Origin of the sequence: Candidatus Acidulodesulfobacterium sp. H_13, from assembly GCF_048541835.1 — a bacterium.
Taxonomy (GTDB): domain Bacteria; phylum SZUA-79; class SZUA-79; order Acidulodesulfobacterales; family Acidulodesulfobacteraceae; genus QIJE01.
In genome coordinates, this window is the sequence record NZ_JBLEOY010000001.1 from 509,242 (window position 1) to 532,545 (window position 23,304).

At 39.4% G+C, this 23,304-nt stretch carries 23 protein-coding genes; all 23 read right to left on the reverse strand.

Features of this window, described 5'->3' with window-relative positions; translation table 11 throughout:
• Nucleotides 1–2: 2 nt before the first annotated feature.
• The 23 genes from ACMCNP_RS02525 to ACMCNP_RS02635 all read right to left on the reverse strand — a co-directional run bounded on the left by ACMCNP_RS02525 (nt 3) and on the right by ACMCNP_RS02635 (nt 23,299).
• Nucleotides 3–524 carry an LptA/OstA family protein gene (locus tag ACMCNP_RS02525; protein ID WP_419313395.1) on the reverse strand — a complete coding sequence of 174 codons (522 nt, stop codon included), beginning with the start codon at nt 522–524 and terminating at the stop codon, nt 3–5.
• Nucleotides 521–1,096, reverse strand: a complete 576-nt coding sequence (lptC, locus tag ACMCNP_RS02530; RefSeq protein ID WP_419313398.1) for an LPS export ABC transporter periplasmic protein LptC — start codon at nt 1,094–1,096, stop codon at nt 521–523. Before lptC ends, ACMCNP_RS02525 begins: the two co-directional genes overlap by 4 nt.
• A 29-nt stretch (nt 1,097–1,125) precedes the next feature.
• Nucleotides 1,126–1,647, reverse strand: coding sequence for a KdsC family phosphatase (locus ACMCNP_RS02535; protein ID WP_419313401.1), 522 nt, complete (start codon nt 1,645–1,647; stop codon nt 1,126–1,128).
• A gap of 66 nt (nt 1,648–1,713) precedes the next feature.
• Nucleotides 1,714–2,685: a KpsF/GutQ family sugar-phosphate isomerase gene (locus ACMCNP_RS02540; RefSeq protein WP_419313404.1), complete on the reverse strand. Its 972-nt coding sequence runs from the start codon at nt 2,683–2,685 to the stop codon at nt 1,714–1,716.
• On the reverse strand, nt 2,678–3,562 hold the full coding sequence (gene kdsA, locus ACMCNP_RS02545) for a 3-deoxy-8-phosphooctulonate synthase (protein WP_419313406.1): 885 nt from the start codon (nt 3,560–3,562) through the stop codon (nt 2,678–2,680). The genes ACMCNP_RS02540 and kdsA overlap by 8 nt, the downstream gene beginning before the upstream one ends.
• Entirely contained in the window at nt 3,528–5,264 is a 1,737-nt protein-coding gene (locus ACMCNP_RS02550) for a CTP synthase (protein ID WP_419313409.1), read from the reverse strand. Before ACMCNP_RS02550 ends, kdsA begins: the two co-directional genes overlap by 35 nt.
• Nucleotides 5,257–6,054, reverse strand: a complete 798-nt coding sequence (gene dapB / locus ACMCNP_RS02555; RefSeq protein WP_419313412.1) for a 4-hydroxy-tetrahydrodipicolinate reductase — start codon at nt 6,052–6,054, stop codon at nt 5,257–5,259. Before dapB ends, ACMCNP_RS02550 begins: the two co-directional genes overlap by 8 nt.
• A 36-nt stretch (nt 6,055–6,090) precedes the next feature.
• Nucleotides 6,091–6,963, reverse strand: a complete 873-nt coding sequence (dapA, locus tag ACMCNP_RS02560; protein ID WP_419313415.1) for a 4-hydroxy-tetrahydrodipicolinate synthase — start codon at nt 6,961–6,963, stop codon at nt 6,091–6,093.
• A gap of 60 nt (nt 6,964–7,023) precedes the next feature.
• Nucleotides 7,024–8,277, reverse strand: a complete 1,254-nt coding sequence (lysA, locus tag ACMCNP_RS02565) for a diaminopimelate decarboxylase (protein WP_419313418.1) — start codon at nt 8,275–8,277, stop codon at nt 7,024–7,026.
• A 3-nt stretch (nt 8,278–8,280) separates the two neighbouring features.
• A complete protein-coding gene (locus ACMCNP_RS02570; protein ID WP_419313421.1) occupies nt 8,281–9,249 on the reverse strand; it encodes a polyprenyl synthetase family protein in 969 nt (322 codons plus the stop codon).
• A 72-nt stretch (nt 9,250–9,321) separates the two neighbouring features.
• Complete coding sequence (gene radA / locus ACMCNP_RS02575) at nt 9,322–10,680, reverse strand: DNA repair protein RadA (RefSeq protein ID WP_419313423.1); 1,359 nt, start codon at nt 10,678–10,680, stop codon at nt 9,322–9,324.
• A gap of 167 nt (nt 10,681–10,847) precedes the next feature.
• The gene (locus ACMCNP_RS02580) at nt 10,848–11,912 is read right to left on the reverse strand and encodes an FAD-dependent monooxygenase (protein ID WP_419313426.1); all 1,065 of its coding nucleotides are present in this window, start codon (nt 11,910–11,912) and stop codon (nt 10,848–10,850) included.
• A 13-nt stretch (nt 11,913–11,925) separates the two neighbouring features.
• On the reverse strand, nt 11,926–13,005 hold the full coding sequence (locus tag ACMCNP_RS02585) for an NHL repeat-containing protein (RefSeq protein WP_419313429.1): 1,080 nt from the start codon (nt 13,003–13,005) through the stop codon (nt 11,926–11,928).
• A gap of 50 nt (nt 13,006–13,055) precedes the next feature.
• Nucleotides 13,056–13,568, reverse strand: coding sequence for a hypothetical protein (locus tag ACMCNP_RS02590; RefSeq protein WP_419313431.1), 513 nt, complete (start codon nt 13,566–13,568; stop codon nt 13,056–13,058).
• The gene (argH, locus tag ACMCNP_RS02595; protein WP_419313434.1) at nt 13,522–14,937 is read right to left on the reverse strand and encodes an argininosuccinate lyase; all 1,416 of its coding nucleotides are present in this window, start codon (nt 14,935–14,937) and stop codon (nt 13,522–13,524) included. Before argH ends, ACMCNP_RS02590 begins: the two co-directional genes overlap by 47 nt.
• A 16-nt stretch (nt 14,938–14,953) precedes the next feature.
• A complete protein-coding gene (locus ACMCNP_RS02600) occupies nt 14,954–16,162 on the reverse strand; it encodes an argininosuccinate synthase (RefSeq protein WP_419313437.1) in 1,209 nt (402 codons plus the stop codon).
• A 14-nt stretch (nt 16,163–16,176) separates the two neighbouring features.
• Nucleotides 16,177–17,124, reverse strand: a complete 948-nt coding sequence (gene argF, locus ACMCNP_RS02605; RefSeq protein ID WP_419313440.1) for an ornithine carbamoyltransferase — start codon at nt 17,122–17,124, stop codon at nt 16,177–16,179.
• A 27-nt stretch (nt 17,125–17,151) separates the two neighbouring features.
• The gene (locus ACMCNP_RS02610) at nt 17,152–18,345 is read right to left on the reverse strand and encodes an aspartate aminotransferase family protein (protein WP_419313443.1); all 1,194 of its coding nucleotides are present in this window, start codon (nt 18,343–18,345) and stop codon (nt 17,152–17,154) included.
• A 9-nt stretch (nt 18,346–18,354) separates the two neighbouring features.
• Nucleotides 18,355–19,203: an acetylglutamate kinase gene (argB, locus tag ACMCNP_RS02615; protein WP_419313445.1), complete on the reverse strand. Its 849-nt coding sequence runs from the start codon at nt 19,201–19,203 to the stop codon at nt 18,355–18,357.
• 93 nt (nt 19,204–19,296) lie between these two features.
• Nucleotides 19,297–20,679 carry an ATP-dependent protease ATPase subunit HslU gene (gene hslU, locus ACMCNP_RS02620; RefSeq protein WP_419314354.1) on the reverse strand — a complete coding sequence of 461 codons (1,383 nt, stop codon included), beginning with the start codon at nt 20,677–20,679 and terminating at the stop codon, nt 19,297–19,299.
• Nucleotides 20,680–20,698: 19 nt separating this feature from the next.
• The gene (gene hslV / locus ACMCNP_RS02625; RefSeq protein ID WP_419313448.1) at nt 20,699–21,253 is read right to left on the reverse strand and encodes an ATP-dependent protease subunit HslV; all 555 of its coding nucleotides are present in this window, start codon (nt 21,251–21,253) and stop codon (nt 20,699–20,701) included.
• A gap of 93 nt (nt 21,254–21,346) precedes the next feature.
• Nucleotides 21,347–22,363, reverse strand: coding sequence for a tyrosine-type recombinase/integrase (locus ACMCNP_RS02630; protein WP_419313451.1), 1,017 nt, complete (start codon nt 22,361–22,363; stop codon nt 21,347–21,349).
• A gap of 90 nt (nt 22,364–22,453) precedes the next feature.
• Nucleotides 22,454–23,299, reverse strand: a complete 846-nt coding sequence (locus ACMCNP_RS02635) for an undecaprenyl-diphosphate phosphatase (RefSeq protein ID WP_419313454.1) — start codon at nt 23,297–23,299, stop codon at nt 22,454–22,456.
• Nucleotides 23,300–23,304 lie beyond the last annotated feature (5 nt).

A 23,304-nucleotide genomic window follows, 5' to 3' on the forward strand; every position in this document is an offset into this window, starting at 1 on the left:
TATTACCTATTTTTTTTACCGAAAGATTTGCCAACGGTTAAAGACTTATTGGAATATACCACTGCGCTGACTCTCCTTTCGGCGTCGCCTATAACGGTAGAAATACCCGTAGCAAAATTGACGATTATTTTTTTTCCGGCAATTTTATTCTTCCCTTCATATGCAACCGGGTTTTTCGTTATAACAACAATTCCTTTTTTATCGTAATAAACTGCCTTACCCCCGGTAATATTGTTTTTTCCTTTTATAATATGCACATTTCCGGTTGCAACGAGCATTTTAATCTTATGTTTCTTCGTATAAACGACATTTAATACCGAGGAGAATATTCTAAGACCCCCCTTGATCACGACTACATGCCCGGTAAATACGGCAGTATCTTTTTTATTGTTTACCCTCAATGAGTTCGAAGTTATATTTGTTTCGGGTTGCAATTTATTGGTAATGCCGAATCCTTCTCCCGGAAAAATAAAAAGAAAACTTAAAAAAACAAATAAAATTAAGAAGTATGAATTTATTTTCACCCTGTTATTTCCCCGCTATTTTTATTATTATGTTTGTAAGATATGAAATGAACGTCTTTTCGTAATATAAAAATACCTTTTTTAATATAGATAATAAGCATCTTCCCCGAAATAAAATAGTTTTTTCCTCTAATTTCCATATAGCCGGGGGCGATAATTTTATTCTCTTTTACAAAAAAACGAATCATATTGGTTTTCATCCGTACCCCCCTTGCATATTTTATTATAACATCTCCTGAAATTATAATATTTTTTGAAACGGTATTTAAGCGCCCGAATTTTCCGGTTATAATATATGCAGGTTTTTTATTTTTTCCGTAAATATATGCATTAACACCATTAAGCTTAATAACCTCCTCTTTTTGTGAGCGATAATTTAGGCCCTTAGAAAATATCTCATAGGCGAGAACGCCCTTTTTAAAAAATTTATAATCGACCTTCTTTAAACTTATATAGCCCTTAGAAATTTTAAAATTCAGCAGGTCTTTTTTATTGTTCAAATAATGAATAATTAAAAAAAATCCAAGTATGAGAAGGAAAACAATACCCGATATAAGGGTTATTTTCCTCAAAATTTGCCGATCTAAAAGCATTATTTTTTTTATAGGTTATTTAAAAAATTTGAAAGAAGTCCTTTTTTTTCCAATATAATATCGCAAACCTCTCTTACAGCCCCGTATCCGCCCTCTTTAACGGTTATAATGTCGGCATGAGCCCCGACATATTCCGGCGCATTCGGAACAGATGCGGAAACGGCAGCCGATTTTAGAAGCTCAATGTCTACTATATCGTCGCCCATATAAAATAAATTTTTAACGGTCATGCTATAGTCTTTTAAAATCAGCTCTAAAGCGTTATATTTGTCTCTGCATCCCTCTATGTAAAAATCTACGCCGAGTTCTTTTGCCCTGATAGCAGCGGCGTTGCTTATCCTAGCGGAAATCATACCTACTTTAAGCCCTGATTCCCTGACCAATTTTATACCCGCACCGTCGCGGACGAAAAATGTTTTCATTTCAATCCCGTTTTCCGACAAATATATCCTTCCGTCGGTCAAAATTCCGTCGATATCAAAAACTAAGATTTTTATGTCCTTAAAGCTGGAATCAATTCCGTAATTCATATGAATTCTTGCCTTTAAAGTTAAGTTAGCGCCTATAATTCTCTCGCATATTTACATTTATTCCGATCAAATTATCCCCGCTTTTACTATATCGTGTATATGTATAACACCCACCGGCCTATTATCATCCGCAGATTCGACCGCAAATAGCGACGTAATTTTCAAATCCTCCATTTTTCTCAGGGCATTTACGGCAAGCGTATCTTTCAAAATAGTTTTAGGATTTTTAGTCATAATATTTCTGACAGACCTGCCTATGATATTTTCCGCAGAACCCAACAACGCCCTTCTTAAATCTCCGTCCACGATAATGCCGCAAAGACAAAGGTTATCGTCTATAACGCCGGTCAATCCCAACCTCTTAGAGTTCATTTCTATAATTGCGTCTTTTAGCAATGCCGAGTCTTTTACCAACGGAACTTCATTGCCTCTATGCATTATATCTATTACCTTCAAAAATTTTTTACCGATAGAACCCCCGGGGTGAAGCTTGGCAAAATCTTCTTCGAGAAAATTTCGTTTTTTCAACAAAGAAACCGCCAAAGCGTCTCCTATTGCAAGCTGAACGGTAGTGCTTGCCGTAGGGGCGAGATTATAGGGGCAAGCCTCCTTCTTTACCGATATATCGAAAAAATAATCCGACAGCGCAAAAAGCCGTGAATTTTTGTTTCCGGAAAATCCTATCACTTTAGCGCCTATAAACTTTATAGCGGGCAATATGGAGACTATCTCCCTGGTATTGCCGCTGTTAGATAGTATTATCACGGCATCGTTCGACGAAATCACGCCTAAATCCCCATGCGATGCCTCTGCCGGATGCATAAAAAAAGAGGGTGTGCCGGTACTTGCAAGAGTCGAAGATATTTTCCTTGCAATAATGCCGGATTTTCCCATCCCCGTAAGTATCACCTTGCCCGTTATATCAATGAGACAATCTATCATTCTTTCAAAATTTTCGTCAAGCCTATCCGTCAGAGCCATTATCGAATCGGCCTCCACTTTTAATACGTCCGTAGCCGTTTCTAATATATCATGCATGCCACTTTGATATCTCTAAAATACCTTTTAATTCGTCTTTAAACGAACTTAAATAAACCGAATTGGCAGAGTCGCTTAACGCCTGCGGGGGATCGGTATGAACCTCAAAAAATATGCCGTCAACTCCCACCGCCGAAGCGGCCCTTGCAAGCGGCATAACATATTTTCTGTCTCCGGAAGAACCGGAACCGGAACCGCCCGGAAGCTGTACGCTGTGCGTAGCGTCGAAAACGACAAGGGCGCCGAACTCCTTCATTGCTATCAGCGACCTGAAATCCACTACGAGGTTGTTATAACCGAAACTTACACCCCTTTCGGTCAAGATTATCTTATTATTTCCAACTGATTTTATCTTCTCTACGATATATTTCGTATCCCACGGAGCCAAAAACTGCCCCTTTTTAACGTTAACTATTCTCCCCGTTTTTGCCGCCTCTAAGAGCATATCCGTTTGTCGAGACAAAAACGCCGGTATCTGAATTATATCAAGAACGGCTTTAGCCTTTTCTATCTCGTGAACATCGTGAACATCGCTTAAAACCGGAATACCGTATTTTGTTTTAATGCCTTCAAGTATTTCAAGCCCCTTATCAATTCCGGGACCCCTGAAGGAATTAATGGACGTTCTATTCGCTTTATCGTAAGATGCTTTAAATATAAGATTAAAATTAAGCTCTTCCGAATAGCCCTTTAAGATTCCGGCAATATTATCCGCAGTCTCGGCATCTTCTATAACGCACGGTCCTGCTATGATAAACGGATAAGTATTATTGGATTTGAAGTTTAATAAATGCCCTAAATCATCTTTTGCAAAAATATTAGCTGTTTTCATGGTCGGAAAATTATAACGCAAGGGTTTTCCTCTTATTTTTTGCATGCGAAGATTTCTCCAATCCGTTTAACGCATTGAAATATTTTACCGCCGCAGCAACAAATCCTACAAATAAAGGGTGAGGGTACAAGGGCGAAGACTTAAATTCGGGATGAAATTGACATCCTATAAACCACGGATAGTCCTTTAACTCGCAAATTTCAATAAGTTTACCGTCGGGAGAAACGCCGGAGAAAATAAAACCGGAAGCCTCAAACGCCTCTCTGTATTTATTATTGAATTCAAACCGGTGTCGGTGTCTTTCGCTTATAGAAATAGTGCCGTCTAGATTTAATTTGACACCGTTTTTGTCATTGGTTATATACTTATATCCCTTATTGTTTCTAAAATAAATATTATATGCAAGGGTATTCTTGGATATAACGCACGGATATGCGCCAAGCCTCATAGTTCCGCCCATATTGCCTATATTCTTCTGGTCGTCCATTATATTTATTACCGGGTTCGGGGTAGTTTCGTTAAATTCATATGAGTTAGCGTCTCTAAGCCCGAGTACGTTTCTGGCATACTCTATCGTCAAAAGTTGCATTCCGAGACATATTCCCAAATATGGAATTTTGTTGATCCTTGCATATTCCACAGTCTGCAACATGCCGTTAATTCCGCGAAGACCGAAACCGCCGGGAACTAAAATACCGGAACAGCCCTCTAACCCTTTAAGCTTTTCCTCAAGGCAATCTCCTTCAAAATCCTCGGAATTTATATATTTTACTTTCACATTAATACTATTAGCGAGCCCTCCGTGAATCAGGCTTTCGTTAAGGCTTTTATACGACTCCTTAAGGTTGACATACTTACCGACAATACCGATAGTTATAGAATTCTTAAGTGTTTTTATTGTATTTGATATATTTTCCCATTCGCTTAAATCCGGGGATCTCGCCCATATATTTAAATATTCTATTATTTTAGAATCGAGTCCTTCTCTGCGCAAGGCAAGCGGCACGTCGTAAATGCTATCCTCGTCCTTAGCGGTAATAACCGCTCCCTCTTCCACGTTACAGAATAACGCTATTTTCGCCTTAATATCTTGGGGTAAAATCCTATCCGCCCGGCATATTATGATAGAAGGTTCTATCCCTATCGCCCTCAGTTCTCTTACCGAATGCTGGGTGGGTTTTGTTTTTAATTCTCCGGCGGTTTTAATAAACGGAACAAGGGTAAGATGAATGTATAATACATTATCTTTGCCCTTATCCAATTTAAACTGCCTTATCGCCTCAAGAAACGGAAGACTCTCTATATCCCCAACCGTTCCGCCTATTTCCACGATTACGATATCCTTGCCGTCCGCGGCTTCCATTATATTCTTTTTTATTTCGTCTGTAATATGGGGTATAACCTGAACGGTCTTGCCCAGATATAGACCCCTTCTTTCATTATTAATAACGGTATCGTAAACCTTACCGCTTGTTAAATTATTCTTTTTTGTAAGCGAAAGCGACGTAAATCTCTCATAATGTCCTAAATCTAGATCTGTCTCCGCTCCGTCATCGGTAACGAATACCTCTCCGTGCTGAAAGGGGTTCATCGTTCCGGGATCTACGTTTATATATGGATCTAACTTCTGTATGGTAATATTGAAACCCCTCGCTTCAAGAAGAGTTCCTATGGAAGAAGCGGCTACACCCTTCCCCAAGCTTGAAACGACGCCGCCGGTAATAAAAATATATTTCGTCTTATCCATTTTTATTTAACCCCAGAACATCCCTCATATCGTAAAATCCCTTATTCTTTTCGCCAATCCAAACGGCAGCCTTTATGGCCCCTCTTGCAAAATTATTTCTTGATATCGCCTTATGCGACACCTCTATGGTTTCCTCGTTACCGGCAAATATAACCTTATGTTCGCCTATTATATCCCCGGCTCTGACCGATGAAATACCTATCTCGTCTTTTTTTCTCTCCCCTATATCACCGCACCTGCCGAAAACAACGTTTTCACTTAAATCGACATTTCTCTGTTTCGCAACAGACTCAGCAAGCATCTTGGCGGTCCCGCTGGGGGCATCCTTTTTTCTTCTATGATGCATTTCTATTATTTCGCAATCGTAATCCGAGCCCAAATATTTAGAAACTTCATATACTACGTTTAATAAGACGTTAATCCCAAGACTCATATTGCCGGATAAAACCACGGGGATACGCTCTCCATATCCCTCTATAATCTTAACGTCCTCTGCGGAAAATCCGGTGGAACCTACGACTATCGGAACGTTATGCGACGCAGCCTCTTCGGCGTTAGCCATGGACGCGTTCCTTGAAGTAAAATCTATTATTACTCTATTTTCTATCTTTTTTGTCAAAAGAAGCGCCTCTTTTAGCGTTAAAAACCTGTCTGAGTGTTCGGATGTTATCTCGTCCCCAATATAAGACGAATCTACTCCCCCGATAAACGATAAATTATCATAACCGGCTATAAGAGATATTATGGCGCTGCCCATCCTGCCCTTACTACCGCATACTATTACATTCATTTTGACTCCGTCGATGATTGTACTCATAAATTTTTATTATAATATTCCGTATTCTTTTAATACGGTCCTGATTTTTTCCACTATTGCTGCGGGGGGTTCCGATAACGGAAGCCTTATTTCATTTTCTATAAATCCCATAATATTAAGAGCCTTCTTGACCGGGATAGGATTTGTTTCTACGAACATCGCATGTATTAATGGAAGAATCTTAAAATTAATCTCCTTAGCGGACTTGAAGTCATTCTCGAGGGCATAATTCGTCATGAAAACCATATCTTTCGGCGCTACGTTGGAGACGGTAGAAATAACACCGTGCCCGCCGACTGAAATAATGGGAAGCGTAAGGGCATCGTCGCCAGACAACACGCAAAATCTCTCGGGGGCTTTTCTTAAAATAGCGGTAGCCTGATCTATGGAACCGCTGGCCTCCTTGATTCCGACTATTTTATCTATTTCCGCAAGCCTTAATACCGTTTCGGGAAGAATATTCACCGCCGTTCTAGAGGGAACGTTGTAAAGAATAACCGGCATGGAACAGTTTTGCGCTATCGTTTTAAAGTGGAGATAAAGACCCTCCTGCGTAGGCTTGTTATAATATGGAGCAATTTGTAAATGCCCGTCTATCTTGAACCTTTCCGCCTCTCTTACTAGACGGACCGCCTCTACAGTATTATTTGAACCCGTACCGGCTATGACCTTAATTTTACCGTAAGCAGATTCAGATACTATCTCTATAACTTCTATATGCTCTTTAAAGGATAAGGTTGCAGATTCACCGGTACTTCCGCAGGCTACGATTCCGCCCACGCCATTTTCTATCTGAAACTCTATCAATTTTTTGAGGGCTTTCTCGTCAATCTTGCCATTTTTAAACGGCGTAACGATAGCCGTAAAAACTCCCTTGAACATAACGACTCTCCTGTGCTAAATATATTAATAATATTGCATTGCTTATTGTTTCAAGTTTACTTATGCATAATCCGGAATTATCTCTTTATCTATCAGGTCTTCATATGTCTCCCGACGCCTTATCAGAGAAAATCTATCTTTATCTACAAGCACCTCTGCGACCCTCGGTCTTGAGTTGTAATTCGACGACATAGAAAAACCGTAAGCCCCGGCACTAAATACGGCAAGCAAATCACCCTCTTCAACTCCGTTCATCACCCTATCCTTACCCAAAAAATCTGCAGATTCGCATATGGGGCCGACTATATCAACCTTAAGCTTAGCGCCGCTTTTTTTAATTACGGGAATAATTTCATGGTAAGCATCGTATAGTGCCGGTCTAAGTAAATCGTTCATACCGCCGTCCACTATAACAAATTTTTTACTGCCGGCATCCTTGTTGTGTATTACCTTTGTAACGAATATCCCGCTATTCCCTGCAATAAGCCTTCCCGGTTCAAATATAACCTGCCCGTCGTAGCCCGCCAATATTTTTTTTATAGAATTCATATAGGTAGAAGGGTGCGGGGGCATTTCATTTTCATACGTAATACCGAGACCCCCGCCCAGATCTAAATATTTAATGTTTATGCCTTTTGCAATAATTTTTAAAAGCAGTTTGTTTATAATTCCCACTGCATCGTTAAACGGAGATATCTCGGTAAGTTGCGACCCTATATGGCAGTCAAGCCCTACAATATCGATATTGCTCAATTCTTCCGCCTTTTCATACGCGACTAACGCTTGTTTTATGTTGATTCCAAATTTATTTTTCTTAAGTCCCGTAGAAATATAGGGATGCGTTTTGGGATCGACGTTAGGGTTAATCCTAAAGGAAATTCTTGCCTTTTTACCTATTTTTCCGGCAACTTTATCAATAAGGAAGACCTCGGCTAACGATTCTACGTTGAACATTAATATATCGGATTTTAGAGCAAATTCTATCTCAGCTTCAGTTTTTCCCACACCAGAATACACAACCTTCTTTGTATCTACTCCGGCCTTAATTGCCCTGAAAAGCTCTCCGCCGGAAACGATATCCGCCCCCCAACCCATTTTAAACAAAAAATTTAGAATAGCTATATTGGAATTAGCCTTTACGCTATAACAAACAATAGAATTTAAAACCTTAGAACTTTCGTTAAATACATTAAAATGCCTTTTTAGGGTTGCAAGCGAATATAGATAGAAAGGAGTTCCGACCTTGGATGCAATCTCTCTAACCGGAATATCCTCGCAATAAAGCTCATTTTCTTTAAAAATGAAATCATTCATAATTTATAATTTCCTTTCTATTACGTAATTTGCAATATTAATCAGACTTGTTTTATATTCAGAATCGGGAAAAATATCAATGTTTCTTTTTGCTTTTTCAACGGCGTCTTTTGCCTTTGAAGCGGTATAATCTATCGAACCGTAATCATTGATGAAACTCAAAACCGTTTTAAGGTCCTGCCGCGTTAGTTTTTTCTTGTAAATTATCTCCGTTATAATATCTCTCTCCTTGTCGTCCGCTTTCCTCATGGTATGAATTAACGGGAGGGTGAACTTGCCTTCCTTTAAATCGTTACCTATAAATTTGCCGAACTCCTTGTCGGAGGTGTAATCCAGGGCATCATCCATAAGCTGAAACGCAATGCCGATATTTAAACCGTAATCGTAAAGATTTTTGATATAATCGTTACTTTTGCCGGCTATTATAGCACCCACCTGTGAAGCGCAGGCAAAAAGAACGGCAGTTTTATTTATTATAATATCTAAATAATCCTCTTCGGTCGTCTTAATATCCGCCGTTTTAACAAGCTCTTTAACCTCGCCCTCCGCTATAAGCGTCGTAGCATCGGAATATGCCTTTATGATATCGGAATTATTAAAAGCAGAAAGAATTTTAAAAGATTTGGCAAATAAATAATCCCCCACGAGAACCGCCGCTTCGTTTCCAAAAATAATATTCGCCGACGACTTGCCCCTTCTTAACGGGGCATTGTCCACAACATCGTCATGAAGAAGCGTTGCGGTATGAATGAATTCTATCACGGCGGCCAAGGAAATATGATAGCGGTCTTTATATCCACACATTCTTGAAGCCGCTATAAGCAGCATAGGCCTTATTCTTTTTCCGCCGCTTGAAATCACATATTTTGCCACCTTGTGAATTAATGGCGTTTCGGTTGAAAGATATGCTTCAAACCGACTTTCTACCTCTCGTAATTCATCCTCTATATAACTCTGCGAAATATTTTGCAAATTAAATCTCTTTAAAAAAATTTATTTATTAATCGATTACTACAAAAATCCATCTTTACCATTTTATTTTAGTTATGTCAAATATTCAATAATTTTTTTTAACTTGGAAATCGGATGAAGGTTTATGCCGTTTATACTCTTTACGTTTTTAACGTCCTTTAAGTTAGACTGCGGGAATAAAACATCGGTAAACCCCATATTGACAGCCTCTTTTATTCGAACGACAGAATTCTTAACCCCCCTAACCTCACCGGTTAAATCGGCTTCTCCAAACGCAACAAAACCGTAAGGCAACGGCTTCTCCATATAACTTGAAACAATGGAAACGGCAACCGGCAAATCTATTGCAGGCTCTTGTATGCTAATCCCTCCGAATATTTTAACATAAATCTCTTTAGACGAAAGTTTTATACCCTCTTTTTTTTCCAAAACAGCGGCAATAATAGAAATCCTTCCACCGTCTATCCCGAGGCAAACCCTTTTCGGAACGGGCATATATGAAGGAACAACCAATGCCTGCACTTCGACAAGCATAGACCTTGTGCCCTCTAAACTTGCCGTAACTACGGAACCCGGGGAATCGGTCTGTCGTTCGGATATAAAATACGCCGAAGGATTTTTAACACCCTTCAATCCATTCTCGGACATTTCATAAATGCCTATTTCGTCGGTAGAACCGAATCTATTTTTATAACATCTTAGAACACGGTACGAATCCCTTTTGCCGGAATCAAAATATAAAACGGTATCAACTATATGCTCCAAAGTTTTCGGACCGGCAATACCGCCTTCTTTGTTAACATGACATACAAAAAATGCCCCGCAATTCTTCTTTATACAAGCGGATGTTATCTCGTGCGCAATTTCCCTCAACCTGTTAACGCTGCCGTAAGCCGATTCGGAGCCGGGTACCGTTATTCTTTGTATGGAATCTATTATTATAAAATCATATCCACCGTTTTCAATGAAGTAAAGTATTTCGTTTATTTCGTTTAAGGACTGAAAAAACAATGTCTTAGAGGAAAGATTAAGCCTTTTTGCCCTTAAAATAATCTGAACTAAAGATTCTTCGGTAGAAATATAAAGGATTTTTAACCCGCAGGCAGCGACCCTATCGGCTATCTGAAGCATAAGAGTGGACTTGCCTACCCCGGGTTCCCCGCCTATCAAAACACTTTGCCCCTTTACGAGTCCTGACCCGACCGACAAGTCAAACTCCTTTATTCCGGTCTTGATTCTGTTTAACGGGTTTAAGTTTTCACTATCCGCTATCGTTACCGGAGAAATATCGGGAGATTTTCTTTTAAACTTAATGACGTTCGATGACTCTCTCTCCCCTGCAACTTCTCCCATGGTATTATAACTCAGGCATTCCGGGCATTTTCCTACCCACTTTATAGAAATAGCGCCGCAATTATTGCATTTATACATTTAATCCGTATTAGGTTTTTGCGATAATACCCGCCACATATCCGTTCTCTTATCAAACTTTTTCCGGATATAACATGTTTTTATCTTTAATTTTTTTATATCCTTTTCTTACATTTTACCTCATTAACGATAATAAAACAATCTTTTAATCCAAATTTATCCGAACCTCACGTTTTGCAATAATATTCGTCAAACGAAGGCCACAAATATTTTATTTTATCGTTTATACCTCGCGTATCCGTCATGGACGGATACAAAACCGACCTCTTTTTAAAAGCAATCTGCATAGGCTTTTTAAAGACGGATTCGATTTCCTCCCTGTAATCGTTCAGCAAATTCTTAGACGTTTTTACGCTTTCGGCAGCATAATTACCCGCCAGTTCTCCCGATATCACGGCGCTTAGAATGCCGGCTCCGGTAATAGGATGTGTCAAACCAGCGGCATCTCCGCAAAGAACGATATTGCCGGTATTTATATCGTTTAATCCGGAAACAGGAACGATACCCGACGTTTTTCCGGCTATTTCTGTGCCGATAAACCCAGCGGTTCTCATTTCCTCAAGAAATTTATCCAAGGCAAACGACAAGGGCATGCTCGATATCGGCTTTTCAATGCCGATACCCGCGTTGGCGAATCTCCCTTTCGGAAAAATCCATCCGTATCCATAGGGAATATAAGGTCTGAAAAAACAAATAACCGAATCAAGCCCTTTTAAAAGATTAACCTTGACCTGCGCGGCAAAAATATAGGAACGGTTTTTCGGAATAACGGATAACGTACTTTGCGGACCCGCCGCGACTATTAAATAATCATAATAAATTTTCGACGGCTTATTCTCCTTAAGATCTAAAACATCGATAGAGTTTTTCCGTCCGTCTATATTAAATACCCTTGAAGCGGTTAACAGGCTCGTTCCGGCTCTAACGGCGGAGTCCGCTATATATCGGTCGAAAACATCCCGATTTAACATATATCCCCTGCCGTCAAACCTGTAAACATCGCTGCCGACATCTATATCCGTAAATCTAATGCTTCGGCTTATTGCGGAAGGGATGCTGCTTAAATTTACATAAGTATTTATATTGAGACCGACAAACTCGGCACACTGAACGGGGGTCCCCACGGTATTCTTTTTATCGATCAAGACATTGGAAATGCCTTCTTCAGACAGAGCTAATGCGGCGGACGATCCGGCGGGACCGGCACCTATAACGGCAACCTCAGTTTTCATATAAAATTAAAGATTACTTTAAACCGAATATGCGATATACCAGGACCCTGTTATTATTAGTATCGGCTACGGCAATATATTTACCGTTTGCGGAAATGGATATATTGGATTCGTGATTAAAATTTCTCCCTCCCAAACCCGGTGTGCCAAAATTATAAGACTTAACGACGTTATAACCGTTTTCGAGTTTAAACACCGTTAGGATGCTTCTCCCATAATTTGCTACGAAAAGATAGCCTTTTTTATAAACAATACCGACGGGATGATACAATTGATAACCCTTTTCTCCGGGTATACCTATAGAGCCTATGTAATCAAACTGCCTGTTAAACACGAGTATTTTGGAAACGCCGTAATCCGAGATATAAATATATTTCTTAGAAAAAGCAATGCTAACCGGTTTTTTTAGGGCAATCGGCTTGCTTGACGATTGCGAAAAAAGCCCGCTATTATTATTGCGTTTTATACCTTTTTTGCTTTTCAAACCGCTATTCGCCTTATTGCTTGAACTTCTAATAGTCGCGTTCCCTATTCTTTCGTAAAATTGACCATTCTTGAAATATATAATTATATCGTCCGCCCCTGAATTAGCGACATAAATTTTATTATACGCAAAACCTATAAAGGTAGGTTCGATCAGTATTCTTTTGGAATTTTTAGAGGCTCCGAATTCGGAAACGAATTCGCCGTTCGGTTTAAATATCTGTATCCTCGAATTGCCGGAATCTACCACGTAAATCCTCTTCGGACTCCCGTAAGCTACGGCGTACAGGGGGACCATAAACTCTCCGGTCGCTTTCCCTTCTATTCCCCACTGACTGAGGTATATGCCATTAATATCAAACTTAATAATCCTCGAATTGCCGGAATCTACCACGTAAATATCGTTTTTTCTACCGAAAGAAACGGCGACGGGACCCTTGAGATTATACTTTGTGCCGATAATCCGAACCAACTTTAATGAAAAGGGAGCCTTTTTCAGAAAAAACTTGAATCTTTTCTGAAATAACAAAAATGCAAGTATTATTATTATAATTACACTTAATAAAAAAAACACCTTATTAAGCTTTTCTTTAACGTTGGTCGCCGCCATATAACCATCCTCTAAATGATTTTATTTTTATATAACCTTACGAATATCTCTTATCCGAATACGATATGGGCAATTATATAGTTCGAAAAAACCGATTTTGCAGAATAAGCGCCGACACTCTTTGCGCAAAAAACATAATAGCCGTTTTTTAAATTCAACTTACTTACATTATAAAAAAACTTGTCGTATTGCAAGCTAAATCTTCTTTTAAATGCGATGCTTTGAAAGGCAATCGGCTTTGATGCACCACACGAATATTTTATTGCTTCTTTATTTTTATACCATTTTTCATAAATTAAAAAACCTTCTATATTGTTTATATCGTAATTATATTTATAAACAATGCTTATCCCGGTTATAATCTTTTTAGCCGACAATATAACCGGCGGATGGGGCGGTTTAATTTTGGGCGGAAGCGGATATTCGGTTTTGGCGCAACCGGACAAGAAAAGAGGCGATAAAAAAACAGCAAGAATAAAGATAAACAATAACGGCTTAAATAGGCCTATTTTTTTATTAAAGCGCCCGTACAGATTTTTTATTATCGACGATTTCTCTTTCATATTTTTTTACGACTCTCTCTACTTCTTTAAACGCCGTTCCTCCTACTGTTTTTTTAGAACTAAGCGAGGTTTTAGGATTAAAAATATCTAATATATCGCCTTCTATGACATCCGCCGTCTCCTTGTATTCCTTCAAAGACAGCTCTGACAGCTTCTTACCTGCGTTTTCGGCATAGCTTACGATTCTGCCGGTCATTTCATGCGACTTTCTAAATGGAATACCTTTTTTTACCAAATAAGTCGCTAAATCGGTCGCATAAATAAAGTCGTCTTCAAGCCCTTTGGCCATATTCTCTTTATTAAATTTCACGGTTTTTATAATTTCTTTAAAAATTGACAGGGAATCATAAATCGTGTCGGCGCTTTCCATAACCGGTTTTTTATCCTCTTGCATATCTCTGTTATACGTTAACGGCAATGCCTTCATCATTATAAGCAACGACAAGAGATTAGAGATTATACCGCCGGTCTTGCCGCGTATAAGCTCTAAGATATCAGGGTTTTTCTTCTGCGGCATAATACTGGAACCGGTGGTAAACTCGTCCTTTAATTCTATAAAATTGAATTCAGAACTGTTCCATATTATCAGTTCTTCGCAAAATCTTGAAAGATGCATGGCAATCATAGACAGTGCAAAATTAAATTCGATAGCAAAGTCTCTATCGGAAACGGCGTCCATACTGTTTCGAGAAATACTTCCGAAACCAAGTATATCGGCTTCCATCTGCCTGTCTATGTCAAAATCTACGCCGGCAAGGGCGCCGCTTCCAAGGGTCATAACGTCCACGGTTTCGTAAACGTTCAAAAGCCTTTTGAAGTCCCTCAAAAACATTTCGTAATATGCCGAAACGTGATGGGACAGAGATACCGGTTGAGCATGCTGAAAATGGGTATAACCGGGGATTACTGTGTCTATATTCGATTTGGCGATTTTTACCAACTCGGCTTCTAAATCCAATAAGACGCCCGCAATATTTTTTATCTCATTTTTTATGTAAAGCCTAAAATCAACCGAAACCTGGTCGTTTCTCGACCTGCCCGTATGAAGTTTTGCTCCGGATTCGGGGACAAGCTCTATCAGCCTCTTTTCTATGTTCATATGAATATCTTCATACTTTTTATTAAACACGAATTTTCCGCTCTCTATCTCTCCCTTAATTTTTAAAAGAGCCCGCTCGATATCTTTTTTTTCCTTATTATCTACTATACCGGCTCTTTCTAATGCGCAAAGATGAGCTATGCTGCCGCCTATATCAAAGGCGGCAAGTTTTTTATCTATATCGATAGATGACGTAAAATTTGCCGTAATTTCAGATATATCCTCTTGAAAACGTCCCCTGACAAAATTATCGGTGCCTTTTATATTCATAGTTTTGTAAGTCGAATTACCCTTTATTCGCTTTCTGCATTAATTTATATCTAATGGATTTTAATTTGATAAACCCTGTAGCGTCGTTTTGCGAATAGGCCCCTTGATCATCTTCAAAGGTAACCATGTTTTTAGAATAAAGGCTTTTATCCGATTTTCTATACAAAACCTCCATGGTTCCCTTATATAACTTTAGTCCTATCGCACCGACAACTGATGTCTGGGTACTGTCTATAAGAGCCTGAATAGCTTTAAACTCCGGACTAAACCGGTTTCCATCATATAACAGTTTGGAGTATTGAGGTATAAGGCTATCTTTAAGCCCTATCTCCTCTCCGGTCAACGTGATAGATTCTAAAAGCCTGTGTGCAAAATTCAATACCGTTCCGGCAGGGGTTTCGTAAACACCCCTCGACTTCATTCCTGTAATTCTCGTCTCCACGATATCTGCTCTTCCTATGCCGTTTTTTCCGGCAATTAAATTTAGCTTTTCTATAAACTCGAACGGCGGCATGCTTTCCCCGTTTAAAGATACAGGATTTCCGTTCTCATACCCTATTTCTATGGATTCGGGCATATCCGGGGCTTTCTGCGGAGACGATGTAATTTCAAACATAGATTCGTCGGGGGCATTCTTTAAATCTTCCAAGATACCACCCTCATAACTTATATGAAAGAGATTCCTATCACTGGAATAAGGTTTTTCTTTAGTGACCGGTACGAGAATACCAAAATCTTTGGCATATTCAATAAGTTCTCCCCTCGAATGAATCGTCCATTCCCTCCATGGGGCTATTACCTTAATGTTAGGATTGACGGCGGAGTAGGCAAGTTCAAATCTAACCTGGTCGTTCCCCTTTCCGGTAGCACCGTGGGCGACATACTTGGCCCCTTTTTCCATCGCAACCTCTATCTGCCTTTTTGCAATCAACGGCCTGGCGGTAGAAGTCCCTAAAAGATATTCTCCTTCATAAAGGGCATTGCCCCTTAATGCCGGAAAAATATAGTTTTCTGCAAACTCTTCCCTCATATCCTCTATTATCGCCTCGACTGCACCCGTCCTCAAGGCCTTTTCTTTGACAGCGTTCAGGTCCTCCTTTTGCCCCACATCGCAACAATAGGCAATAACATCCGCCCTATATGTATTTATCAACCATTTTAAAATTACGGAGGTGTCAAGACCGCCGGAATACGCAAGAACAATTTTATCTTTTACAGCACTCATAATAATATTCCCCCTTAATTTCTAAAAACCGTCTCTATTATAGCCTTTTGAACATGCAACCTGTTTTCTGCTTCTTCGAAAACAAACGGAGAAAATCTCTCGAAAACATCTTCGGCAACCTCTTCATTTCTATGAACAGGGAGGCAGTGAAGAAAAACTACGTCCTTTTTTGCACTTTTTATGACGCTTTCGTCCACGATGAACGGCCTTAACTTATCTATTTTTTCTTTTTCCTCGTCCTGCCCCATGCTTATAAAGACATCCGTCGTAATGACGTCCGCGTCTTCTGCGGCAGAAATCTTATCATGCAAAATATTAAATTTGCCGCCTCTTTCCCGAGACCGGCTTGCAACGGTTTCATATATGTCAAATCCGTCCGGCATGGCCAGTACAAGCTCAAAACCGAGCATAGCCTGAAGGTTTACCCATGAATTCGCCATATTGTTTGCATCGCCTATATAAACTATTTTAAGTCCTTCGACTATATCGCCGATATCTTTTTTAGTATTGTTTTTTGATCCATTTTTGGCTTCATAAGCGGTATAAATATCGGTTAATATCTGCGAGGGATGATACAAATCGGTAAGACCGTTGACAGTAGGCTTTTCAAAGTACCGCGCGAACGTTTCCACTCTTTCCTGTTCAAACGTTCTCACTATTGCACCGTCTATATATCTTTTAAGAACTCTTGCGGTATCCTTTACGGGCTCTCCCCTGCCGAGCTGAAGATCCCTTGAAGACATAAAGATAGGATGTCCGCCGAGCTCTACGATGCCGACCTCAAAAGATACCCTTGTCCTTGTAGATGACTTCTCAAATATAAGCCCTATTTTTTTTCCTTTAAGACAACCGTTGCCGCCTCCGGCTCCTTCCGACTTTAAAATAAAAGACCTTAGAAGGATGTCGTATATCTCGTCTTTCGTAAAATCATAAACCGATAAAAGATTTTTAATCGAATTCATAATATCTCGTCCATTAAAAATTAAATATTATTTATTATCGTTAAGAATTTCGGATATAGATAAAAATAGTAGATCTATTTCATTTTTTTTGATAGTCAAGGGCGGCGTGAGCCTTAAAACCCTATCCTGCACCGCCGTCGTCAAAAAGCCGTTTTCCGTTAGCTTAATGGCTATATCTTTTGCTTTAAGTTCATAAAACTCAATTGCGCTAATGAGTCCGATAGTCCTGATATCCTTAATAAGTCCGGAGAACTCCGCCTTTAATTCGGTTAGTCTATGCATCGTATATTCCCCGCTCTTTAAAACATTCTCCATAAAACCGTCTTTGAGAATCTCGTCAAAAAAGGCATTAGCGACGGATAAAACAAGCGGAGAACCTCCGAAAGTAGAAGCGTGATTACCCGGCTCGAAAGCCCTTGCTACATAATCCCTTGCCAATACCGCACCAACGGGGAGTCCTCCGGCTAAAGGCTTTGCAACGGTCATAACGTCGGGCTCCACGCCAAAATTCATGTAGGCGAAAAGGGCGCCCGTTCTTCCGAGACCGACCTGAACCTCGTCAAATATCAAAACGACATCGTTTTTAGCCGTTAAATCCCTTAATGCTCTCATATAACCCTTATCCGAAATATTTACGCCACCCTCACCCTGAACCGGTTCTACGATTACGGCGCAGTATTCGCTGCCGCTGTTTATTAACTCGGTTACGGCATTAGAATCATTAAATTCGACATGCGTAAATCCGTCCAAAAGCGGTTCAAATCCTCTATGATACTTATCCTGTCCCGTTGCGGAAAGCGCCCCGAAAGTCCTTCCGTGAAAAGAATTCTTCATAGAAATTATTTTATAACCCCTTTTAGAAAATTTCTTCGCATAAATTCTTACAAGCTTTATTGCCCCTTCTATGCTTTCGGCTCCGCTATTGCAAAAAAAAACCTTATCTGCAAATGAATTTTTACAAAGTTTTTCGGCAAGAAGCGCCTGTGGCTCCGTATAAAAATAGTTGGATACGTGGATTAATTTACCGAGCTGATCGATAACAGCCGCATTCAAAGCCGGGTTATTATAACCCAAGCTATTTACCGCAATTCCGGAAGCAAAATCTATATAACTTTTCCCGTTTTCATCGTATAAAATACATCCTTCCCCTTTTACGAGCGTAATATCAAACCTGCCGTAAGTGTTCATTATATATTTATTCGTAAGTTCTTTTATATTCATTTATTTCGTTCAATCGGTTATTTGAGTACCTATTCCTTTTTCCGTAAATATCTCAAGCAAAACGGCATGAGGAATGGAACCGTTTATTATATGGACCTTTTTAACTCCCTTTTTTACGGCATCTATGCAAGAATTCGTCTTCGGTATCATACCGCCGTATATAATGCCTTCCTTTATCATATTTTTTATATCTGCAACGGTCGTTGATGGAATTAGATTGTTTTCAACATTCAAAAGACCGTCCCGGTCGGATAATATTATAAGCTTTTCCGCCTCAAGTTCCGCAGCAATGGCCGAGGCTGCAAAATCTGCATTGACATTGAGCGTATTGCCCTCTTCGTCCATGCTCACCGGAGCAATTACCGGAATAAACGAGGGATCTAACGCCAATAAAATCTTCTTGTTAATGCTTTTTACCTCGCCCACAAAACCCAAATCCACTTTTCCACCGCTTACCCTTGCGGCGGATATGAGGTTTCCGTCTTTGCCGGATAAACCGCATGCCTGCCCGCCGAACTTATTTATCAACGCAACGAGGTTCTTATTTATTTTGCCCGACAAAACCATCTCTACCACTTCCATGGTATCCTTATCGGTCAAACGATAACCTTTATGAAACTTGATACCTATATCAAGTTTGTTTAAAAGAACGTCTATATCCTTACCGCCGCCATGAACTATTATTATGTTTATGCCGATAAGTTTTAAAAGTATGATATCCCTGATAAAACTTTCCATTAATGCTCTATCGACAGCGATAGAACCACCAAATTTTATTACAAAGGTTTTTGATGTAAATTTTTGAATATAAGGCAACGCCTCAAGTAAAATCGTTGCCTTTTTTATATATTCTTCCATTCTATATTATTTATATAACCCATAATCTCTTTATATATATCATAAATTCGATATTCGCAATCATACATTGTATCTGCCGATCAATCAAGGATGTTACAGTATATACCTCGAAAGGTCTTCGTCTTTTATTATGCCCTCCAATCTTTCGTTGACATACTCACTGTTCACTGTAATCTTCTTTGTAGTTTTGCCCTTAAACGGGGCATCAAAAGAAACGTCTTCCATAACCTTTTCTAAAATAGTATGAAGCCTTCTTGCGCCGATGTTCTCGGTTTTAATATTGACCTCTTCTGCAATTCCCGCAATTCTTTCTATCCCGTCCTCGGTAAAGTTAAGATTTACATTCTCCGTTTTAAGAAGCTCGTAATACTGCTTTATCAAAGCACCCTTAGGTTCGGTCAATATTCTCACGAAGTCTTTCTTGGATAAAGAATCCATCTCGACCCTTATCGGAAACCTTCCTTGAAGTTCCGGAATTAAATCCGACGGTTTAGCCATATGAAAAGCTCCGGCGGCTATAAACAGTATGTGCTCCGTCTTGACGGCTCCATATTTGGTCATAACGTTAGAACCTTCTATCACGGGTAACAAGTCTCTCTGCACGCCTTCCCTGGAAACGTCGGGACCGTAAGATTTCTCCCTGGAGGCTATCTTGTCTATTTCGTCGATAAAAATTAAACCGGAATTTTCTACTTTCAAAACGGCATCTTTAACAACCTTATCGTTATCGACGAGCCTCTCGCTTTCCTCACGCACCAATATATCAAATGCCTCGGAGACCCTTATCTTCTCCAACTTTTTCTGCTTGGGAAACATATTGGAAAAGATATCTTTAAAATCCTGCCCTATGTCGTCGACTCCGGATTGGGAAAATATCTCTATGACCGGGATAGGTGGTTTCATGGAAGATTTTATCTCCATTTCGACAAACCTGTCGTCTAATTTTCCCGCTAAAAACATTTTTCTAAATTTTTCTCTAGTATTCGCATAACTGCTCTTTTCGGTTCCGCCGTTAGTTCCGTCCGTTCCGTTTTTTCCGCTTTTTTTGCGTGTTTTCGGAGGCGGTGAGACAAGAATATCTAAAAGCAGCTCTTCTGCGTTTCGTTCCGCTTTATCTATAACCCGCTCGGTTTCTTTTATCCTTTCATTTATATAAGCAGTCTCTACCAGATCCCTAACCATAGACTCGACATCCCTTCCCATATAGCCTACTTCTGTAAATTTGGATGCCTCGACCTTTATAAAAGGAGAATCCGAAAGCTTGGCGATACGTCTCGCTATTTCGGTTTTACCCACGCCGGTAGGTCCTATTAACAGAATATTTTTAGGAACTATATCCTCCCTAATCTCGTCCGGAACATTATTTCTTCTAAAACGCGTTCTTAAGGCAATGGCAACCGATTTTTTAGCATTATCTTGCCCGATTACATACTTATTAAGCTCTTTGATTATTTCTCTCGGTGTCAGAAAATTTATTTTTTTAGTCATATTGATATTATATCTCCTCCATAATTATATTTTCGTTCGTATAAATACAAATGCGTGCGGCTGTTTTCATCGAATATTCGGCGATTTCTTTCGCGCCCAAATCCGTCTTTTCCAATAAGCCGAGAGCGCAGGCTAATGCGTACGGGGCACCAGAACCTATGGACAATGCATCTTCGTCCGGCTCTATGACGTCTCCGGCTCCGGATATTACAAAAGAATCGGTTTTATCAACTACAATCATCATAGCCTCTAACCGCCTCAATATCTTATCCGTCCGCCAATCTTTTGCGAGCTCTACGCTTGCCCTTTTCACGCTTCCGCTATATTTTGAAAGCTTTTCTTCCATTTTTTCAAAAAGAGTAAAGGCATCGGCGGTTGCTCCGGCAAAACCGGCTATCACAGTATCGTTGTAAAGGCGCCTCACTTTTCTGGCTTTGTGTTTCATAACGGTATCTCCGAGGGTAACCTGTCCGTCGCCTGCAACGACGACGTGACCGTTCCGTCTGATCCCTATTATCGTAGTCCCCATAAGTCTTATTGCTCCATTATTGCCGCTATCCATTGATTTATTTCTCCTTTCGTTCCACCCGTTCAGGTAGGAACATTATAGTTTATTTCCGCTTCCCTCATCTCATGCGCAGGCGATCCATATATTTTACTTACCCCTTGTATAGTCATTAATGCCGGTTCCTGTGCCGGAAAGCGGATGAGCATTATTATAAACGTCTATAAGCTTTTTAATACTTAAATGAGTATATTTTTCCGTCGTAACCAAATTAGAATGTCCCAGCATATCCTGAATCGACCTTAAATCGGCTCCGTTATCCAAGAGATTCGTAGCAAAAGAATGCCTCAGGCTGTGTGGAGAAATATTCTTAAATTGTCCCGTTATTACCATAGATTCTTTGACTATTCTGTGTATCGTCCTTCTCGTAAGGCGATCGCCATTTTTATTAATGATAATACACCCTTCTTTCGGTGTTAAATCTATCACGGATAAATAATAAAGCCAGGTTTTAATCTTATCTGCGGTTAATCCGGTAAGCGGAACGATTCTCTGCTTAGAACCCTTCCCGAAAATCCTGACATAGCCGCCTCCTATTTCTAAATCGGTTTTTTTAACCAAAATTAATTCGCTGACTCTAAGTCCGCTTCCGTATAAAAATTCAAGAATGAGATCGTTTCTGACCGCTCCGAAATATTTAATGATATCTACACCGGAATAGTTGGAACCCTTGAATAAAGATTGAATTGAACTTAAATCTATTCCATTTAATCTATCCCGTTTTAATTTTAAATCGAAATAATTATTTAATAAAAAATCCGCTTCTTTCGCCGTTAAAAAAAACGGCAGTTTCTTCTCCACTTTCGGAAGGCTTATTAAAAAAGAGGGGTTTTGTTTCAATATATGTTTTTTTTCTAAAAAATTAAAAAACGATTTTATGGACTCAATCTTCCTTGCAAGGCTTACCTTTTTAATATCTGCATAAATATTGCTCAAATAACCTTTTATCTCGAATTCTGTAATGTCTTCAATTGAATTAACGGATGTTTCTTTATTAAGATAACCGATAAAGGCCCTGACATCGGATGTATACGCAAAAACGGTATTGGGAGAGTAATTTTTTTCTAATTTAATATTTTTTGCAAAATCTTCCAGAAAATCTTCCATTTAGATATTTCTATATGTTAAAATTAATTATTGAGATAAAACAATTTTAAAATTTATATTATACCATAATTAAAAATTTAAATTAATAAATTAAATAAACCTGTAGGTCAAAACAAAAGCGCCAAGTATTATACAGTAAAGCGCAAAGGGATAAAGGGCGTTAATTTCATGTTTTTTAAAATATTTCATGAGAACGTAAATGCTTAAATATGCGGCAACAGCAGCGGCTAAGCCTGCGACTACGGAAACCGTATCGAAGTGAAGCATATGCAGTTTTATCATTTTCGGGACCTCCAGAAGTCCGGCGGCAAGAATAATAGGTGCAGCCAAAAGGAATGAAAATCTTGCGGCATATTCATGTTTAAAGCCCAGATAAAGTGCCGCAATCATCGTTATCGCGGAGCGCGATATGCCCGGAATTAGAGCAAAAGATTGAAAAACCCCTATAATCAGCGCGGCAGTAATCGTCATATCGGATATCTTGGCGATACCCTGCTTTTTTCTTTTCTTCTCACCGAAATATAATATTACTCCGTTTAGCATGAGGAAAGCGGCGGCAACTTCGGTATAACCGAAGAGCCTTTTCAGCTCATGAACAAATAAAAGCCCTATAAGACCTGCCGGAATAGTGGCAAGGACAATAAGATAAAGGGTTTTAGAGTCTTCGTTTATATTGAGATTTTTATTTTTTAAACCGACGAAAAAACCCTTAAATAATTTAATCCAGTCTTTATAAAAATATATTATCAGGGCAAAGGCGGTTCCCAGATGAAGTACAACAAGAAACGGTAAAAAACCCTCCGACTGTCTGTTAATATGCCAATTCAAAAGAGCCGGCACTATAACTCCGTGCGCCAAGCTTGAAATCGGGAACAGCTCCGCGATGCCCTGTATAATCGCAAGGGTTACGGCATGAAAAAAAGAAAGATGAATCATCTATC

What these genes read in the sequence shown, in the direction of transcription:
- ACMCNP_RS02535 (WP_419313401.1), bottom strand. Translation starts at nt 1,647, where the DNA reads ATGAATTACGGAATTGATTCCAGCTTTAAGGACATAAAAATCTTAGTT.
- ACMCNP_RS02540 (WP_419313404.1), bottom strand. Translation starts at nt 2,685, where the DNA reads ATGCATGATATATTAGAAACGGCTACGGACGTATTAAAAGTGGAGGCC.
- kdsA (WP_419313406.1), bottom strand. Translation starts at nt 3,562, where the DNA reads ATGCAAAAAATAAGAGGAAAACCCTTGCGTTATAATTTTCCGACCATG.
- ACMCNP_RS02550 (WP_419313409.1), bottom strand. Translation starts at nt 5,264, where the DNA reads ATGGATAAGACGAAATATATTTTTATTACCGGCGGCGTCGTTTCAAGC.
- dapB (WP_419313412.1), bottom strand. Translation starts at nt 6,054, where the DNA reads ATGAATGTAATAGTATGCGGTAGTAAGGGCAGGATGGGCAGCGCCATA.
- dapA (WP_419313415.1), bottom strand. Translation starts at nt 6,963, where the DNA reads ATGTTCAAGGGAGTTTTTACGGCTATCGTTACGCCGTTTAAAAATGGC.
- lysA (WP_419313418.1), bottom strand. Translation starts at nt 8,277, where the DNA reads ATGAATGATTTCATTTTTAAAGAAAATGAGCTTTATTGCGAGGATATT.
- radA (WP_419313423.1), bottom strand. Translation starts at nt 10,680, where the DNA reads ATGTATAAATGCAATAATTGCGGCGCTATTTCTATAAAGTGGGTAGGA.
- ACMCNP_RS02580 (WP_419313426.1), bottom strand. Translation starts at nt 11,912, where the DNA reads ATGAAAACTGAGGTTGCCGTTATAGGTGCCGGTCCCGCCGGATCGTCC.
- ACMCNP_RS02585 (WP_419313429.1), bottom strand. Translation starts at nt 13,005, where the DNA reads ATGGCGGCGACCAACGTTAAAGAAAAGCTTAATAAGGTGTTTTTTTTA.
- ACMCNP_RS02590 (WP_419313431.1), bottom strand. Translation starts at nt 13,568, where the DNA reads ATGAAAGAGAAATCGTCGATAATAAAAAATCTGTACGGGCGCTTTAAT.
- argH (WP_419313434.1), bottom strand. Translation starts at nt 14,937, where the DNA reads ATGAATATAAAAGGCACCGATAATTTTGTCAGGGGACGTTTTCAAGAG.
- ACMCNP_RS02600 (WP_419313437.1), bottom strand. Translation starts at nt 16,162, where the DNA reads ATGAGTGCTGTAAAAGATAAAATTGTTCTTGCGTATTCCGGCGGTCTT.
- argF (WP_419313440.1), bottom strand. Translation starts at nt 17,124, where the DNA reads ATGAATTCGATTAAAAATCTTTTATCGGTTTATGATTTTACGAAAGAC.
- ACMCNP_RS02610 (WP_419313443.1), bottom strand. Translation starts at nt 18,345, where the DNA reads ATGAATATAAAAGAACTTACGAATAAATATATAATGAACACTTACGGC.
- argB (WP_419313445.1), bottom strand. Translation starts at nt 19,203, where the DNA reads ATGGAAGAATATATAAAAAAGGCAACGATTTTACTTGAGGCGTTGCCT.
- hslV (WP_419313448.1), bottom strand. Translation starts at nt 21,253, where the DNA reads ATGGATAGCGGCAATAATGGAGCAATAAGACTTATGGGGACTACGATA.
- ACMCNP_RS02630 (WP_419313451.1), bottom strand. Translation starts at nt 22,363, where the DNA reads ATGGAAGATTTTCTGGAAGATTTTGCAAAAAATATTAAATTAGAAAAA.
- ACMCNP_RS02635 (WP_419313454.1), bottom strand. Translation starts at nt 23,299, where the DNA reads ATGATTCATCTTTCTTTTTTTCATGCCGTAACCCTTGCGATTATACAG.